The organism is Robertmurraya sp. GLU-23, assembly GCF_052983275.1.
The window spans coordinates 108,770-126,807 of record NZ_JBRKCV010000006.1 but is presented as its reverse complement, the minus strand read 5'-3'; the positions used below and the strand labels follow the sequence as shown (position 1 = coordinate 126,807).

Genomic DNA, 18,038 nt, shown 5'->3' with positions numbered 1-18,038 from the left:
CGACAAAGTGTCTTACTATTACACCGATCTCTTACTTTTAAAGAAATACAAAACAAATAATAGAACAAACCATAATGGGGTCAACATTAATGCTGAACGAGTAGATTCTGAAATAAGCATCACTAGTAAAATAAACGCAAAAAGAGTTAGTACGACATAGTTAATAAATGGTGTTAGAGGAGCTTTGAATATTGATTTTTGGTGTAAATCTGGACGAGTTTTTTTATATCTAATATGAGAGATTAATATAATGCTCCACACCCAAATGAAACAAATCGCACTAATGGTCGTCACAATTCCAAAGGCTTGCTCGGGGATCAATTTACTAAGTAAAGTTCCTATAGAAACAATGACCGTTGAAATAAGTAATGCATTACTTGGAACTGCATTTTTGTTTAATTTTGCAAGCATACCCGTTCCACCGTTTTGACGCCCTAAGTTATACATAATACGGCTTGTAGAGAATAATCCACTATTACTCGCAGATGCAGCAGAAGTTAATACAACAAAGTTAATAATTCCGGCCGCAACGGGAATACCTACTAAAGTAAAGGTCTTAACAAAGGGACTTGTATCTGCATTCAACTGATTCCATGGATTTATACTAAGCAGAACAATTAATGCACCCACATAAAAGAACAGAATTCTTAAAGGAATTTTGTTAATGGCTGAAGGAATATTTTTCTTTGGATCAGCTGTTTCTGCAGCTGATACACCAACCAACTCTACTCCAACAAAAGCAAATACGACCATTTGGAAAGAAAACAAAAAGCCGCTAATTCCATTCGGGAAAAATCCTCCGTGTTGCCATAAATTTTGTACAGAAACCGTTCCTGCCTCTGTTTTAAATCCAATAACTAGTAAAACAACCCCAATAACTATTAAAGCCAGAATGGTTACAACTTTAATAATGGCAAACCAAAATTCTAATTCTCCAAAAAGCTTTACTGTTAATAGATTCAACCCTAATAAAATAATTAAACAGATGAATGCTGGTACCCATTGTGGGATATCAAACCAATACTGCACATACATTCCAACTGCAATAACATCGGCCATAGCCGTCATTATCCAGCAGAACCAGTACGTCCACCCTGTTACAAAGCCTGCCCACGGTCCGATATAATCTACCGCAAAATCAGTAAACGATTGATAACCTGCATTTGATAACAACAGCTCCCCTAATGCTCTCATAACAAAAAAGGTTGCTATCCCCACAATTAAATAAGCTAAGATGATAGAGGGACCTGCTAATGAAATTGCTTTTCCTGAACCTAAAAATAAGCCAGTACCAATCGTTCCGCCAATTGCGATTAACTGTACATGACGATTTTTCAGTTCCCTTTTTAACTCATGCTGTGCCACTTGAAATTCCTCCGTTTTCTCTCTAATCATTATTGTAAGAATAATAGCCATAAAAAAAGAGACTGGGGTTCCCCCAATCTCTAAAAACGTCAGAATAACAAATACACATGGTTAAATGACAAATAGAACTTACATTCATACCAAATAGTATCTATACTCTTCTGTCCTTTTGCCTGAGATTGTGAACCCTTCGGCGTCGCAGTACGCGATCTCTCCAGAAGCCGCTCCTGTTATAGTTTGACCCATAACATTCATAGCTTGCTTATATATTTAATTTATAGCCTAGATTTGTTTTTCAACAAACTCCTAAGCTATTATCGTACAATAATTTGTAATTTTATCAGTATTCTTTTAGTTGGTCAAGAATATTTTTGTGATATGATGATCAAACTTCATTATGAACCTACTTTTTGAAAAGGTGATCCTTCTGATTGTTTGCTTGGATATAGACTCATATTTGTTCTCCCAATCCTTTTTAAAAAGGCATCTACTACAACAGGATCAAATTGTTTTCCTCTTTCTTTTTGCAGCTCATGTAACGTATATTCTAACCTCCGTGCTTCACGATACACACGATGTGAGGTCATTGCATCAAATGCATCTGCAACTGCCATAATACGGGCTTCTAATGGGATTTCCTCTCCCTTTAACCCATTTGGATATCCCTTACCGTCATAGCGTTCATGATGGTATAAAATCATATTTAATACCCCACTCTTCTCAAACGGTTTAATATGTTTCACGAGTTCATAACCAATAGACGGATGCTCTTTAATATGTATAAATTCGTCCGTGGTTAATTTTGAAGATTTATTAAGTACATTTTCTGAAATACCAATTTTCCCTATATCATGAAGCAATCCACCGATATAAATATTCTTGCAAACGGTTTGCTTAAGTTTTAACTCTTCCGCGATCGCTTTTGAATAATTCGCAACATTATTCGAATGGAAAGCTGTATATTTATCTCTCGAATCTAATGTATTGGCTAAAGAAGTGATAAGATCAATCATATTTCTCTTTTCAGCGATATATTTTTCAATAAGAATCATGATAAACGTGGCCATGACAAAGTACCAAATCCATTGAAGAATAGTTAACTGAATATTGAAATCGGGTACATGGTAAGCCCCTATAAATGAAATAATCCCACTAGTGAAAACTTGTATCCACACTTTTCGAAATGAAAATGAGGAAAGACAGAGTATAATTAAAGTAAATAACATGAAAATATCTCGATTATTTATATAGTCACCACTAAAAAAATAAAGGATAACCGTTGCACCAAATAACCAACGGTAAATATCTGTTCTTTCTAACCAAACCGACCACCTAGATTTCATAATACACCTTCTCCTAATTACTTCACTCAAACTTCAGTAATTATTAAAGAAAAACCTTAAGAAAACCTTAAAAAAATTAAAAATGCCTCTAAGGTGCATTTTTTTAAAAGATTAACAGTTGTATGATATTTTCAAAGAAATGGGGGATGGCCTTTTTGCGCCTTTGTAATTATTGTATATATTCTCTGAAGGTTAGATTGTCTTTTACTAATAGTTTTTTATTTCCTTGTTGAGAAATTAAACCCAGACTCTCGAACTTACTAAATTTACGACTAATTGTTTCTCGTGTTACCCCTACATAGCTTGCCACTTCTTCTCTTGTTATCGGGAGTTCTATAAGAATTCCGTCACTTTTCTTTGTTCCAAACTTTTGACAAAATTCTAGAATCATATGGGCAATCCTCACTTCAGGATCCTTGGTTGCTAAGTTTTGCACGAGCGTTTCTGTATGTGCTAATCTCTTTGTCAAAGCTTTTAATAATTTTATAGAGATTTCCGGATTTGCTTCCATGATTATGTCAATATCATCTTTTGTAATGACACAAATCTCCGTGTCTGAAATGGCATAAACGCTAAAATTATTCACTTCTTCATTATTAAAAAGGTGTAACTCTCCAAAAAACTCGCCGCTTGTTAATATATATAAAATCTGTTCTTTTCCATCAATGGTGAACTTTGACACTTTGACTTGCCCTTTGTTCACAATAAATAATCGATCAGATTTCTCTCCTTCTTGTAAAAGCAACTGTCCCTTTTTGAACCGTGTATGCTTGGCCATTTTGGCGACTTTTAAGATTTCTTCTTCTGATAAAGCCCCAAAGATTGGTACCTTTTTCGTACAAGGTACCAGCATTTTATTATGACTACAGTTAGCTTCCTTCATAAGCATCACCTAATTTTTTTATTTCTAAAAATATATCATACGTCATTTGATATATTTGTGTTTTAAATCACTAGTATGAAAAAAGATCACAGCTAAAATTTAGCTGCGATCCATTCTTATTCCTCTACCTCTGCAAATTGATCTGTATCTTCCCCACATACGGGACATACCCAATCTTCTGGCAGCTCTTCAAACGGTGTTCCTGGTTCGACATATTCATCAGGATCTCCTATTGCTGGATCGTAAATATATCCACATGGTAAGCATATATATTTTTTCATTCTCATTTCCTCCTTGGTGTTAAGCTGGTTGTAACAGCTTTTCTTTTACAAAACTCATCAGTTCCTTCACCGAAACAGTTTCTAATGATATTCCATTCAGGGATATCTTCTTTTCAATCGCCATTTTATAAGGTGTGGAAGCTACAATACCCTCAAGAGAAATTACACCTACTATTTTCTCATCTTTAATAAATATCCTCGTATATTTTTCATCTTCATCTTCATCCATGATGGTTGTATCACATAGACCCTCATCCACCATTCCTATGGAAAACAAAGACATATTAAAGGCATTAAATACAGTAAATGGCGTTGTTTTCTCATACACTTCATGAACCGCTGCCATATTTTTCCCCGCCACTTTTCCTTGATCCATTGCCCGGCCCCAAAGGCCTTCTACTTCACCATTCAGCTCGGTCACATCACCGGCTGCATACACATCCTCTATGTTTGTTTCCATCTTTTCATTTACGATGATTCCCCTATTGGATTGAATAACTGTATCTTCTACTAAGTCAAGATTAGGAACGACACCGATGGAGTAAATGACACTGTCACAGGAAATCAACTGATCATCCAAGACGATTCCATTTACTTTATCGTCACCTACAATCTCTTTAATAGAGGCGTTCAAGTAAATATCCACACCCTTAAGTCCGAGAATAATTCTTTTGATAATTTAATTCTGTTATATGGAAGTGACTTTTCTGCTCCAAATAAGGAGATTTGGGCCTCTTTATCAATATCTCTTATTGCCTTAGCTGCATTCACAGCTGCCACACCTGTTCCAATAATGCAATAATGTTTCATCATTTCTTCACCTACCTTTCTTAAATCGCGCTTAAGAGCAAATCAGCAACAAATGTTGTTGAATGTTCGATTTTTTTCAATTGTTCCTCATTTGGTGAAAATCTTACTCTTACAGGAAACTCCACATGTGTCATCCCTGTTGTTTTTATGACGTGAGATGTACTTTGTACATTCATATTGGTTTCATGTAAGTAGTCTTGAATCACTTCAATCGCTTCTCCACTCCATCCGTAAGAACCAAAGGCAGTGGCGATTTTCCCTTCAAGATTCATTTCCTTTAAGTCCTTGAGCACCTCTTCAAGATTTCCAATCATATCTGCATACTTTGTTGAACTACCAATAAATACAGCATCTGCTTCTTTAATACTTTCAAGAATGTCACTTTTATCAACTGAACTCATCATACAACTCTCAAAAAATAAAAATGAGGATTTGAATCACAATTTGAAACTATTTCATACGATTGAAGATTATTTCTATCACCTCATAGGTAAACTAACCTTTAGTTATCGGAATAAAGGATGTGTTCTACATGATGGATTTTTACCAAAGTCAAGAAACTCTTACTAGCATGGAGTGGATTCTTCGAGCGATTGTAGGTTTTATTTTTCTATTGATTGTAGCTAGATTATTGACTCAACGATCCATATCCCAATTACGGCTACTTGATTTTGTTATGGCTTTAGTAGTTGGAAATATTATTGCCCATCCGTTATCCGATCAACATCTTGGACTAAAAGGATCAATGATTACAACGGCTGTATTAATGGTTTTATATATTTCTGGTATATTTATGATTCTGAAATGGCCATGGTTTAGAAAACTAGTGAATAACTCTCCCGTTACGATTGTAAAAGATGGGGAAATCTTGTATGAAGGGTTGAAAAAGGCGAGAATATCCCTTGATGTTTTACTTGAAGAATTGCGCGAAGGACAAGTTGATGATGTGAAGAAAGTAGTCCTAGCTACTTGGGAAGCTGATGGTCAAATATCTTATTTCTTGGATCCTAAATACCAACCAGTTACCCCTTCAACGTTAGGAATAAAAACAGAGCCTTACGAACACCCTAGGACCATCATTAAGGAAGGTACCATACTAACTGAAGAATTAAAGGAAATCGGGAAAAGTAAAGAATGGATCACCTCGAAGTTAGAAAGTGCCTATCAAACCAGGGTAAATGATGTTCTACTTGCAACCATTGATAACAAGGAGAATATGAAGATATTCTTATACAAATAAAAAGCTGGAAATGGGTAATGAGTGTATTAGAAAAAATCGTTAAGTTTAAATCTTACAAAAAAGGCTTAGGACTTGTTGTAAAGGTGGCAACAGTGGCACTCCTGGTGTTTGGAAGCTATGAAATCTACTCAACAAACTTTCTCACGAATCTAAAAGGAGTTGCTAGTGTATTTACTTCTTCTTCCGAAATGCCAGTAATGGAGAAAGGTCAATTCGAACGCGGAACTCCTCCAAGCGGAGACTTTTCTGGTGAAAGCGGTAGACCTGCTCCTCCAGATGGTGGATCATCAGGGGAGGCTAGTCAGTTTGAACGTGGGACTGCTTCTGGTGGTGCATTTTCAGGACAAGGTGATCGGTTAGCAAGAGGTGGATTCGAGGGAAGAGGAGAAATAGGCAGCACGAGCGCATTAGAAGTCATCTTGCAGTATTTCAGCATTATGTCCGTATTTATCATTCTAATCTACTATTTAGAAAAGCTACTTGCAAAGCGGAAAAAGAACCCTTCTGAACAAAAAATCACTTTGTATCTTAATTGACTGGAGTAAGCGTCTATAAATAACGACGCTTATTTATTTATGTCACAAAATTCTCTCCTCCTCGTCATGATTGATGAAATGATAACAAGGAGGTTTTTGATATGACACAAATTTGGGATGTTGTTATTATTGGTGGAGGATTAGCGGGGTATGTAGCAGCAAATTATTTAGCAAAAAGTGATTTATCTATCTTAATCCTTGAAAAGGGAAACAAGGTTGGGGGGAGAGCCCAAACAGAGAAAATAAAACAAGATTTTTTTAATTTGGGACCTCATGCCCTTTATAAAAAAGGAAAAGCAGCAGTCATTCTCGAAGAGTTAGATATAAAACTGGAAGGAGGTTCACCTAAGCTAGGAGGAATAGTAACTCAAAACTCTAAAGAATATCTAGCTCCTTTTAATCCATGGGGCCTTCTTACAACAAGTCTACTTAATTGGAAGGAACGGATAGAATGGATGTTGATTTTATCAAAAATTCAACAAGTCGATACACAAGCGTTAGCTGACCAAACCTATCAACAATGGGTGGAGAAAGCTGTTCAATCAATAAACGTCAAATCCCTTCTATATGTAATTGGTAGGCTTTCAACTTACTGTCATTGTCCTGAAAAAGTTAGCGCAAAAGTAGTCGTGACTCACATTAAGACTTCCTTGGGCGGAGTACTCTATTTACATGACGGTTGGCAAACAATTATCGACCAACTCCACAATAAAGCAGTCATAGCAGGTGTGCAGATTGAAACTCATTCTACTGTAAAAAAAGTTATACCAGCCGAGCATCGTAATTTCAAAGTTATCCTTTCAAATAACGAGGAAGTTTTCTGTAAATATGTAATTAGTTCAACTGGACCACTTCAACTCACCAAACTATTAGGTGAAACCGAGTATGTAAAAGTAAATAATCCTTTATCCCAACTAATACCTGTTAAAGGTGCAAGTTTAGATATTTCTTTATCTCAACTCCCACACCCTCAGAAATTATTTGCTTTAGACATGAATCATTCCCTTTATTATTCCGTACATTCAAATGTAGCCTCCCTCTCTGTGAATCGTAAACACTCGATCGTTCATGTGTTTAAGTACTATCACCCAGATGATTCCATTGATTCGATAAAGGTCAGAAACCAGCTTGAACAATTTTTAGAAACGATACAGCCGGGATGGAAAGACTATTGTGTTACAAGTCGTTTTCTTCCAAATATCACTGTAAATCAACGTCTTCCCCAAGTTGGACACGAAAAATATTTCCAACGTTCTGAAACTGACATCCCTGGATTATATATAGCAGGAGATTGGGCCTCTCCGCATTATATCTTGTCTGAGGGGGCAGCGTGTAGCGGGAAACAAGCAGCAGAGGAAATTATCAAAAAAGAGAAGAGGTGATTTCTTGCAGATCAGTAATGAAGAGTATAAACAATTGAAACCGTTATTATTTTCTATAGGGTATCGTATGTTAGGATCAGTAGCTGATGCAGAAGATATCGTCCAAGAAACCTTTTTAAAAGCATATCAAATAGACGGTGAAAAGATCGATAACAAAAAAGCCTATCTTTGTAAAATCATGACGAATCACAGCCTTGATGTATTAAAGTCATCAAAGTACAAACGAGAAACATATATCGGACCATGGAATCCAGAGCCATTGTTATTGCAATCAATGGCTCTAGATCCTGCTGAAGTATTATTACAAAAAGAAGGATTGAGCATAGCTTACTTACGGATGATGGAACATTTATCACCAAACGAGCGAGCCATTCTTTTATTAAGAGAAGTTTTTGATTTCTCGTATAGCGAGATTGCCCACATCATTGATAAGAAAGAAGAAAACTGCCGAAAAGTTTTCAGTCGAGCAAAACAAAAGATTGCAAGTGTTGAGGGAGAAAGCTTAGATTACGAGAAAAACCAGTCCATCATCAATCGGTTTATTCAAGCGTTTCAGATGCAAAACATGGATACATTATTAAAGCTACTTTCAAAGAATGTCACACTTTATTCCGATGGTGGAGGAAAGGTCAAAGCTGCAGTACGTCCCATCTCTTCACAATCTAACGTGCTCACGCTATTATTTGGCATTATTAGAATGGTTCCAGAGGACTTTTCATCTGAATTGAATAATGTCAACGGTCAACCCGCAATCATAAACTATAGTAAAAATCAAATTCATAGTATTATCAGTTTCTATATATGCGACGACTTAATTGAAGAAATATTTATTATTATGAACCCCGACAAGCTTCCATTGAAATAATTAGTTAGAGTGTTAAAAAACCAATGCCCTGCTTTTTTCAAAGCAGGGCATTTATCATTTACTCATCTTGTGTATAAACGTCTTCCCTAGAATGAAAACCATCTTTTATTATTGTTTCGTCCAGGTTATTCTTATTCACAGCAATAGGAGCTAATAAAACAGATGGAACTTCAATCTTCCCATTGTTAATCTTTCTATCAGCAACTATGCTTTCTCCTTTTGCCAGCTTAACCGCTAGTTCAGCGGCCTTCTCTGCTAGCATGTTCAACGGTTTGTACACAGTTAAGTGTTGCGTTCCATTCACAATTCGCTGAGCAGCTGCAAGCTCCGCATCTTGCCCACTTACAGGTATTTTCCCTGCTAGTCCATGGGCTTCGAGAGCTTCAATCGCACCACCTGCTGTTGCGTCATTGGCAGCAATGACTGCATCAATTTGATTATTACTAGCTTTTAAAGCTGCTTCCATGTTCTTATAAGCATTTGTCGGAGTCCAATTCTCGGTCCATTGATCATACACAATTGTAATGTCTCCTTTGTCTATGTACGGCTGTAGTACGTTAAACACCCCTTTTTTCAACAAATGAGCATTATAATCTGTACTCGCACCTCCTATTAATACATATCTCCCTTTTGGCACCAATTTTATAATTGCCTTTGCTTGAAGCTCCCCCACTTGTTCATTGTCAAAGGAAATGTACATGTCAATATCCGCATTTTTTACAAGCCTGTCATAGGAAATCACCTTAATTCCTGCTAGATGTGCTTTATTCACGATAGCTGCGGTTGCTTCTGCATTGTTAGGCACAACAACTAAAAGGTCAACTCCTTGGCTGATTAATGTCTCTGCTTGTAAAATTTGCTTGGCATCATCTTCATTCGCAGCCATGATTTCTACTTCTGCACCTAAATTTTCAACTGCTTCTTTAAAAAGTTCTCGATCTCTTAACCACCGTTCTTCTTCTAATGTATCCATAGAAAATCCAATTTTAATCTTTTCCTCCTCGGATGATTGACCAGGAGAATTGTTTTTTTCAACTGCAGAAGAGTCTGTCGATGCTCTCGTTTCAGGTGCATTCTCGCAAGCAGATGTAAAAAAGAGTAGCGTGAGTGTGAACATAATCAATCTAGCATTTGAAAATCCCCGATCCATTTGCTCTCTCTCCTATCCGACTAAACTAAATACCAAGAAGCGTTTTTCGGTATTTATTTGGTGAAACCGCAACCATTTTTTTAAACACCTTACTGAAGTAATTGGGGTCATGATAACCAACTTCAAAGGTAATTTCCTTTATACTCTTCTCAGGATCACACATTAATTTCTTTGCTTTCTCAATTCTACACTCCGTTAAAAAGTCGATATAGTTAATTCCAAGCTTTTCTTTAAACATCTTACTGATATATATGGGGCTGAGCCCTACTTTCTTTGCTAGTGTATCTAATGATATATCCTCGTGCGAGTGATCTATAATGTATTGTTTGATTTGTTGAATCGTATCTGATTCTAATTTTTCATAATGATTCACATATGATTGCCGCATCCGATTTAGCATTTGTATCGTTTCTAATCTTAGTTCACGGTAGTCAGTAGCTTGAGAAGAATATAGCGGGCTATCCGTTTCTAGTCCCATTTCACTCAATACGCGAGATACGATCCATAGTACCTCCAACATCCGTTGTTGCGTTTTTACCAACTCTATCCCGTCATTCTCGTATACTTGTAATATATTCAACACGTTCAGTCGGATATAATCCCAGTTACCAAGGCGAATTTGATCAAAAAATTCTTTTTTCTGGTGTGGAGCAAGCTGTCCATTACTTGAATCTCCTAAAACTGATAGATCCTTATAGAAACGGTACTTAATTGGTAAAGTTGTATCCATCGTTGCAACAAGTGCATCTTGATACGATTGCCTTATGTGATCTAGTGAGTAACACACCTCACCAACACCGATAAACCATCCTGTTCCTTGCTGTGCTTGAGAAAGGGAAAGTATCTCTCTTGCAAGTGATGTAGCTTGAGAACGGTAGGATTTCTCTGGCTGCCTGAAAACAATAATTGGAAGCTGGCTCCCGTAGAGCGCTCCTACCCATCCACTCTTTGTTTGTCTAACTTTCTCTTTCACTTTGGAATATACATGCTCTGACCCTGTAGGAAGGACCACAAGCATCACAAACATTTCATTTGTCGATGGAATATCAAGCATCTCCACGAGCATATCTACATGAACTTCATGGACATGATCAAACAATAATTGTGTTACCACATCCGTTTCAACGAGAGTTAGTGTTTTTTGTAGTGCACTTTGCTGATACTGACTTAATGCAAGAGTTTTTCGTTCTTCATCAATCTGTTTGAGAACCTTGCCTACTGTTACTACAATATCACTTGCTTTGCTCGGCTTTAGCAAATAATCCTTCACTCCAAGTTTAATGGCGTGACGCATATAATCAAAAGTATCGTACGCTGTCACCATAATAAATTTGATATGCGGATGATTCGCACTGATCTGTTCGACTGCCTCAAGTCCGTTCATTCCGGGCATTTTGATATCCATAAATATCACATCAGGTTGAAACTCCGAAGCCATTTGAACAGCCATTTTTCCATTTTTCGCTTGTTTGATTACATGTTCAGGGTAGGTTTTTTCTAAGATTGCCTGCATGCCTTCCCTTTCTATTTGTTCGTCATCTACGATTAGGAGCTTGATCATCCTTTATTCACTCCTTCCTTTTTAATATATAATACAACCTTCGTCCCATTTCCTTTATCACTTAAGATATCAATCACATGATCATAACCGTAAAATAAACGCAGTCGCTTGACGACATTGCTGAACCCAATTCCTGTAGAGTGACCTTCCATTTCTATCGTGTTTTCTTCAAGAATTTGCTGAATTTTCTCTTGGTCCATTCCTTTTCCATCGTCTTCGATTTCAATTGTAATCATGTCTTCTCCATCCTTCACCCGGAACCAGATGATCCCGCCTTCTTCTCTCGGCTCAATGGCATGAATCACTGCATTTTCAATAATCGGTTGAAGAGTGAGAGCTGGAATACGTACAAAAAGGCAATCTTCATCTACCTCCAAGAACAATTTCAGGCGTTCAGTAAACCTTGCTTTTTGTATATCCATATATTGTTTTAATACAGCAACCTCCTCGTACAAAGTTACTGATCGATCAATTTGTTTTAAATTATACCGAAGCAAACCTGCAACGCTGACGAGAAGATCACTAGTTTCTTCAGAACCCTCTAAATATGCCTTCTTAGAAAGTGTATTGAGAGTGTTAAATAAAAAATGCGGATTGATCTGGCTCTGTAGACTTCGAAATTGACTTTCTTGTAATAAAATTTTATTTTCTTGAAGTTCCCTTTCAAGCTGTGCCTTATTCTTAATTTCCAATATTAGGTTATTAATATTGTTACGCATTCGGTCAAAGGTTCTAGCAAGAAAGGCAATCTCATCATTTGTCTCCACCTTGATTTCAACATCAAATTTACCATTTGATAGCTCGTTGGCTGCTTGTGTTAACTTTAGGACAGGTCTCGTAATCCCTAATGAAAACCAATACGTAATGAGAATAAGTACAAACGTAATTAGCAACAACAACCATATACCAAGTTTAATAACCTCTCCTGATCGTTCGATAATGCTTCGATAAAACTTGTCATGGGTCTTTAACTCTGTATCAAGCATGGTCAACGTCATCTCAGATATATAATTGGAAATATTCATCGCCTCCGTAAATTCCTTAGTGGAGGCCTCCGTATCTTTTTCGGCATAATATAATAGGAACCTGTCTGTCGTTTCTTGAAGACTATCAATGAGGTTAATATAATTAGACAAAGTGAAGTTGTTCTCTTGGTTCCTTAGTGTATCTACATCCCGTTTTGCTTCTATTAACCCTTCCTCGCTATGCTCGAGCAGTTCTAGATTTTCAGAGGTAGGCTTGAGCATATAGTTATTAAGATCGGTAATTAACTGCTGGCTTGCATTCGTTACCTCGTTCAGACTTAAATATCGTTGAAGAATTTCGTTATATTGATTTTGCGTTTTATGATTATAGTATGTAAGCGCTACCCAAATTACAGACATAATCACAAGAACCACTGTTGTTAACGTAAGTATTTTTTTCTGAATACTGTTCATTGTACGTCGACCGCTTTCAAAAAATGAATATCTGTAAAATACCCGTCTATATCGAGAGGAACCGTATCACCATTTAACCACTCCATGATCAATTGAACGCTAATTTCTCCCATCATCTCAGGTGATTGCTTAACCATCCCGTCCAGCTTTTCTTCCTTTAGTAGAGTTAATGTTTCAGGACCATCGTCAAACGAATAGATGAAAAAAGGCTCTACTTGAGAACGCTTACCAATTTCCTGAACCATTCCCGCAGCAAAATTCGCATTGACAGCTATAAAAGCATCCACGTCTGGATTACGGTTCATCACATCTTGAGTGGTGGTAAGAACTTGCTCTCTTGTTTCCGATGTTTGAGCAAGAACCGTTTTAATATTTGGATACACATTTAAAACATCTTGTATTCCACTTAGTCTCTGTGTTTGATAATATTCATGCTCACTATCGTACATTAACACCACGGTCCCTGATGTACCCATTTCTTTCGTTAGTTCATTTGCTAGCATTCGGCCCGCTTGATACTGATCAGAACCAACAAAAGTTCTTCTAAAGCTTTCTGACATGGGAACATCATTTGCTACAGTAATGATAGGAATACCATAAAACGATGCTTTTATTTTTGTTAAATCTTTAAACTCTGCGTTATCTAAACCTTGTACAATGATCCCATCTACTTTTGAAAAAAGTGCGATTTCGATTTTCTCTAAAAAGTCCTCCTGATTGTTTCCGTAGCTACCCCAAACCTCTAAACTTGCCCCTTCCTTTAAGGCTTGCTTTCGAGCGCCACTCTCTACCTGATCCCAGAAGGATGTTTCCATATCTTGAGTAATTAATACCAGTCGAAGCTGTTCCACATTTTGATTCGTACTCTGAGAAAGTTGCCAATCCGAGCGAAAAACTTCTTTTGCAGATATAAAAGTGAAATAGCAAAGGAAAAGGAAAGTAAGGGATAGTAAAAATATACTAGTTTTTCGCAATTGACTGATCCCCTTCCACTTCTAGTAAACTACTCTCATCATATCATCTACTTGTAATTCTTCAAATATTTAGTTGGAATTTTCAGCTTTTTATAGTTGATTTTATAGGGGAAAGGAGTGAGGACTTACTGCCAATACAGAAAGAGAGAGGGACTACCCTTTGTAATCCCTCTTCTACGTATCTATCGTTTTTTTCTAGTCATAACGTCAAAAATTACAGCTAAGGCTAATACACCACCTCGGATGATATATTGATAAGAAATACCCACTCCAAGTAAGTTCATCCCATTTGATAACGAAGCCATAACAATTGCACCGATAATGGCTCCCGTAACTTTTCCGACTCCTCCAGCGGCAGAAACTCCACCAACATATGCAGCTGCAATAGCATCAAGTTCAAACAAAGTCCCTGCAGTTGTTGTTGCTGACTGCAAGCGCGAGGTAAATAAAATACCTGATAGTGCTGCTAACATCCCCATTGAACCGAATACCATATACGTAATTTTCTTTACATTCATCCCACTAAGATGGGCTGCTTCTGGGTTACTACCGACTGCATAAATATGTCTACCAAGCACTGTTTTAGTTGTTAAGAAATGATAAACAATGACAACGAGTAGCATTATCATAACCGTCCATGAAAAGCCATTATATCCAGCTAATATCCATGTTAGATAAGCAATAATCGACGAAATAAAAATGAGTTTTAAAATAAAGATTCCTTTAGATACTACTTCAAATTCATACTTAATCTTATTTCTACGCGTCGAAATTTCACTGTATATATACAATAAGATTCCAACTAACCCAACAATTAATGAAAGTAAATGAAGACCGTTTACTTGAAGTAGAGAAGGAATAAATCCGTTACCGATTGCATTAAACTTGTCATCTTGAATAATAATCGTTCCTGTTTTTTCTGTTACCTGTAACAATGCTCCTCTAAAGATAAGCATTCCGGCTAAAGTGGCAACAAAGGATGGTATTCCAATTTGTGCAACAAGGAAACCATTAAACAAGCCTACAACGATTCCTAAAATAAGTATGATTGGGATTGTTATATACATAGATACTCCTGCTTGGGTTAAAAGGATAGCGGCAATTGCCCCAAGGAATCCAGCTACATACCCCACCGATAAATCGATATGTCTAATGACAATAACTAGTGTCATACCAACAGCTAAAACAGCAATATATCCAGCAGAATCTAGTAAATTACTTATATTACGAGAGGACATAAATAAACCGTCCGTCATAAATGAAAAGGTAAGAATGATGACAAACAGGGCAATATACATACCATAGTCACGAATATTCTCACTGATTAATGTTTTTGCTTCCTTAATAAGACTCATTGTATATACCTCCTATTGCGTAGCAAGCTGCATTATATTTTCTTGGTTTGCTTCATCTATTGACAACTCACCTTTTATTTCACCTTGGGCCATTACATACACACGGTCGCTCATACCTAATACTTCACCAAGCTCAGATGAAATCATAATAATACTCATGCCTTGTTTAATTAACTCGTTCATAACTGTATAAATTTCAAATTTAGCCCCCACATCTATCCCTCGAGTAGGCTCATCAAGAATTAACAGCTTGGGTCCAACAAACAGCCATTTTCCTAAAGACACCTTTTGCTGATTCCCTCCGCTCAAGTTACCAACTAATTGCTCTAGGGAAGAGGCTTTTATCGTTAATGATTTTTTATAATGGTCTGCAATCTTAATTTCTTCATTGTCATTGATCATGCCATTTGAGGAAATTCCCTTTAGATTGGCTGCCGATATATTGCTTTTAATGTCTTGAATTAAAAACAATCCATCGCCCTTTCTGTCCTCGGTCACATAAGCAATTCCCGCTTTTATCGCATCGCTTGGATGATTGAGCATTTTTGAGATTCCTGCTATAACTAAATCTCCCTCTACCTTATAGGACTTTGCATTACCAAAGATACTCAGCGCAAGTTCAGTACGTCCTGAACCCATCAGTCCTGCAATCCCTACAATTTCACCTTTCTTCACATGTAGATTTACATTTTTTACGACTTGTCTACCTAATTGAGGATCATAGGCAGACCAATTAAACAATTCAAGAATTTTTCCACCGAATGCTTGCTTTTCTCTTTTCGGATATATATCTTCTATCGCACGACCAACCATGTTCTTTATGATCGTACTTTCATTGATTTCTCCCTTTGCTGCATCCAATGTACAAATAGTCTGACCATCCCGGAGAACCGTTGCTTTATCTGCAATAGAAATAACTTCTTTTAGCTTGTGTGAAATCATGATACACGTGATCCCTTGGTTCTTAAGCTCACGTAATAACTCAAGCAGGTTTTCACTATCATCCTCATTCAGCGCGGCTGTTGGTTCATCTAGAATAAGTAGCTTAACGTCCTTGCTTAGAGCTTTTGCAATTTCAACTAGTTGCCGTTTCCCTACTCCCAAATCTTTAATGAGTGTATCTGGATTAACATCTAGCTTCACCTTGTTCAGCATTTTTTTTGCTTCAGCAATGGTTTTATTCCAGTCCACAATGCCACCATTTTTCACTTCATTACCTGCAAAAATATTTTCATATACAGTTAGGTCAGGAAATAAAGCCAGCTCCTGATAAATAATAACGATTCCTGTTTTTACGCTGTCACTAATCTTGTTAAACTGTTGTACATTTCCTTCGTACAGAATATCTCCTTCGTAAGTTCCATAAGGATAAACTCCGCTTAGTACCTTCATCAGTGTTGACTTTCCTGCACCGTTTTCACCTATTAAACAATGAATCTCACCTTTTTCTACTTTGAAATTCACATCGCTTAGTGCTTTTACTCCTGAAAAGTTCTTGGAGATTTGTTTCATCTCCAAAATATATTCACTCATTTGTATGCCCCCTCTACAAGACAACTGTTTACAATTACGAAATAGTGATAGACCACTCTACCACTATTTCGCAACAACCACTGTTTATATTTTAAAGTCCAGTAAATTCGCTTGCTTCGTAGTAACCTGAGTCAATTAATTCACTCTTCACATTTTCCTCGTCAACAACAATAACATCTGTTTGTTTCGCTTTTACTTCTACTTCTCCGTTATCGTAGCTACCTGTCGTTTCAGGTGTCTTTCCATCAAGGATATCAACAGCCATTCCCATTGCATCCGTAACAAGAGTACGAACATCCTTAAATACAGTCATTGATTGTTTGCCATCGATTACATATTGAATAGATGCTTTTTCAGCGTCTTGTCCTGTTACTGTAAAACTAGTAACTTCTCCATCAGAAGAGAATACGTCTGCAATAGAACGAGCTGTGCCATCGTTTGGTGCAAGAATAGCTACATCACCCTTCATATCTGCACCAACAGCTGTTAGGTGTGTTTGAGCTTTGTTTTTCGCTTCATTTGGATCCCAGTTTGTTGTTACTTGACCAAGAATTTTACTCATTTCATCACGAGTTAATTCCGCTTTATCTTTTAACTTCTCAGCTTCACTTGAGTTTGCAATGGTAAATGTTCCATCAGCAATCTTTGGTTGAAGAACGCTCCAAGCTCCTTCAAAGAACAAGAAAGCATTATTATCAGAGGCAGCTCCCGCATATAAGTACAATGGAACATTTGAACCTTCTGCAGAATCAATTAAGTATTGGCCTTGTGCTGCACCTACGGCGAGACTATCAAATGTTACATAGTAATCTACTGCATCTGTGTTTGTAATTAAACGGTCGTAAGCAATAACGGTAACTCCGTCCTTCTTCGCAGCTTCAACAGCAGCCGCTGCTGCATCACCATCTTGAGGGCTAATAATTAATACTTCGATACCTTTGTTTAATAATGTTTCTACATTTTCTTTTTCCTTAGCAGAAGAGCCTTGGCTAAAAAGAATCTCTGTTGTATATTCAGACCCTGAAAGAGCATCCTTGAATCTTTGTTCGTCTTGAACCCATCTTGGTTCATCCTTAGTTGGTAATACGATTCCTACACTTACTTTTTTACTGCTGCTTCCACCACCGCTACTTTCGCTGTTACACGCGGCAAGCATACCTGCCACTAACATAAAAGCTAGCATTAAAGAAATCGTTTTCAGAAACTTTTTCATCTTGTTTCCCCCTTAATATTTGTCTCATTTGGTTACAAGTTAATTATAAAAAGTCGAAGATTGTTATGTAAGCGTTAACACTAGCATTGTTTTGGTATCGTCTGCACT

General features: G+C 37.0%; 17 protein-coding genes, 1 pseudogene and 1 riboswitch. Of the genes and pseudogenes, 4 read left to right on the top strand and 14 right to left on the bottom strand.

The features are described 5' to 3' along the window. Positions 1-18 precede the first annotated feature (18 nt). From ACVBAX_RS12160 to ACVBAX_RS12130, 7 genes and pseudogenes are all read right to left on the bottom strand, one after another. Complete coding sequence (locus ACVBAX_RS12160) at positions 19-1,365, bottom strand: amino acid permease (protein WP_447117262.1); 1,347 nt, start codon at positions 1,363-1,365, stop codon at positions 19-21. Between the two features lie 151 nt (positions 1,366-1,516). Further along, positions 1,517-1,593, bottom strand: a riboswitch (glycine riboswitch). A gap of 167 nt (positions 1,594-1,760) precedes the next feature. Beyond that, positions 1,761-2,708, bottom strand: a complete 948-nt coding sequence (locus ACVBAX_RS12155) for an HD-GYP domain-containing protein (RefSeq protein ID WP_447117261.1) — start codon at positions 2,706-2,708, stop codon at positions 1,761-1,763. 169 nt (positions 2,709-2,877) lie between these two features. Continuing rightward, positions 2,878-3,591, bottom strand: a complete 714-nt coding sequence (locus ACVBAX_RS12150; RefSeq protein WP_447117260.1) for a Crp/Fnr family transcriptional regulator — start codon at positions 3,589-3,591, stop codon at positions 2,878-2,880. Positions 3,592-3,707: 116 nt separating this feature from the next. After that, the gene (gene rd, locus ACVBAX_RS12145; protein ID WP_447117259.1) at positions 3,708-3,872 is read right to left on the bottom strand and encodes a rubredoxin; all 165 of its coding nucleotides are present in this window, start codon (positions 3,870-3,872) and stop codon (positions 3,708-3,710) included. A gap of 19 nt (positions 3,873-3,891) precedes the next feature. Then, positions 3,892-4,506, bottom strand: a complete 615-nt coding sequence (locus tag ACVBAX_RS12140) for an FAD-dependent oxidoreductase (RefSeq protein WP_447117258.1) — start codon at positions 4,504-4,506, stop codon at positions 3,892-3,894. Further along, entirely contained in the window at positions 4,503-4,685 is a 183-nt protein-coding gene (locus ACVBAX_RS12135) for an FAD-dependent oxidoreductase (RefSeq protein WP_447117257.1), read from the bottom strand. Before ACVBAX_RS12135 ends, ACVBAX_RS12140 begins: the two co-directional genes overlap by 4 nt. Positions 4,686-4,702: 17 nt before the next feature. Further along, a pseudogene (locus tag ACVBAX_RS12130) lies at positions 4,703-5,068 on the bottom strand (FprA family A-type flavoprotein); the annotation flags it as partial. 149 nt (positions 5,069-5,217) lie between these two features. Between ACVBAX_RS12130 and ACVBAX_RS12125 the strand changes: the two are divergent. From ACVBAX_RS12125 to ACVBAX_RS12110, 4 genes are all read left to right on the top strand, one after another. Continuing rightward, complete coding sequence (locus tag ACVBAX_RS12125) at positions 5,218-5,922, top strand: DUF421 domain-containing protein (protein ID WP_447117360.1); 705 nt, start codon at positions 5,218-5,220, stop codon at positions 5,920-5,922. 17 nt (positions 5,923-5,939) lie between these two features. After that, entirely contained in the window at positions 5,940-6,458 is a 519-nt protein-coding gene (locus ACVBAX_RS12120; protein ID WP_447117256.1) for a hypothetical protein, read from the top strand. Between the two features lie 101 nt (positions 6,459-6,559). After that, entirely contained in the window at positions 6,560-7,840 is a 1,281-nt protein-coding gene (locus ACVBAX_RS12115) for a phytoene desaturase family protein (protein WP_447117255.1), read from the top strand. A gap of 4 nt (positions 7,841-7,844) precedes the next feature. Further along, positions 7,845-8,705, top strand: coding sequence for an RNA polymerase sigma-70 factor (locus ACVBAX_RS12110; RefSeq protein WP_447117254.1), 861 nt, complete (start codon positions 7,845-7,847; stop codon positions 8,703-8,705). A gap of 58 nt (positions 8,706-8,763) precedes the next feature. Here ACVBAX_RS12110 and xylF read toward each other — a convergent pair whose 3' ends face one another. The 7 genes from xylF to ACVBAX_RS12075 form a co-directional block, all read right to left on the bottom strand. Next, positions 8,764-9,855, bottom strand: a complete 1,092-nt coding sequence (gene xylF / locus ACVBAX_RS12105) for a D-xylose ABC transporter substrate-binding protein (protein ID WP_447117253.1) — start codon at positions 9,853-9,855, stop codon at positions 8,764-8,766. A 25-nt stretch (positions 9,856-9,880) separates the two neighbouring features. Beyond that, positions 9,881-11,416: a response regulator gene (locus tag ACVBAX_RS12100; RefSeq protein WP_447117252.1), complete on the bottom strand. Its 1,536-nt coding sequence runs from the start codon at positions 11,414-11,416 to the stop codon at positions 9,881-9,883. Then, entirely contained in the window at positions 11,413-12,855 is a 1,443-nt protein-coding gene (locus ACVBAX_RS12095) for a sensor histidine kinase (protein ID WP_447117251.1), read from the bottom strand. Before ACVBAX_RS12095 ends, ACVBAX_RS12100 begins: the two co-directional genes overlap by 4 nt. Next, positions 12,852-13,829, bottom strand: coding sequence for a sugar ABC transporter substrate-binding protein (locus ACVBAX_RS12090; protein WP_447117250.1), 978 nt, complete (start codon positions 13,827-13,829; stop codon positions 12,852-12,854). Before ACVBAX_RS12090 ends, ACVBAX_RS12095 begins: the two co-directional genes overlap by 4 nt. Before the next feature lie 182 nt (positions 13,830-14,011). Beyond that, positions 14,012-15,184: a sugar ABC transporter permease gene (locus tag ACVBAX_RS12085; RefSeq protein ID WP_447117249.1), complete on the bottom strand. Its 1,173-nt coding sequence runs from the start codon at positions 15,182-15,184 to the stop codon at positions 14,012-14,014. A 12-nt stretch (positions 15,185-15,196) separates the two neighbouring features. Beyond that, positions 15,197-16,717 carry an ATP-binding cassette domain-containing protein gene (locus ACVBAX_RS12080; protein WP_430776393.1) on the bottom strand — a complete coding sequence of 507 codons (1,521 nt, stop codon included), beginning with the start codon at positions 16,715-16,717 and terminating at the stop codon, positions 15,197-15,199. A gap of 91 nt (positions 16,718-16,808) precedes the next feature. Further along, complete coding sequence (locus ACVBAX_RS12075; RefSeq protein ID WP_447117248.1) at positions 16,809-17,930, bottom strand: sugar ABC transporter substrate-binding protein; 1,122 nt, start codon at positions 17,928-17,930, stop codon at positions 16,809-16,811. Between the last annotated feature and the right edge of the window lie 108 nt (positions 17,931-18,038).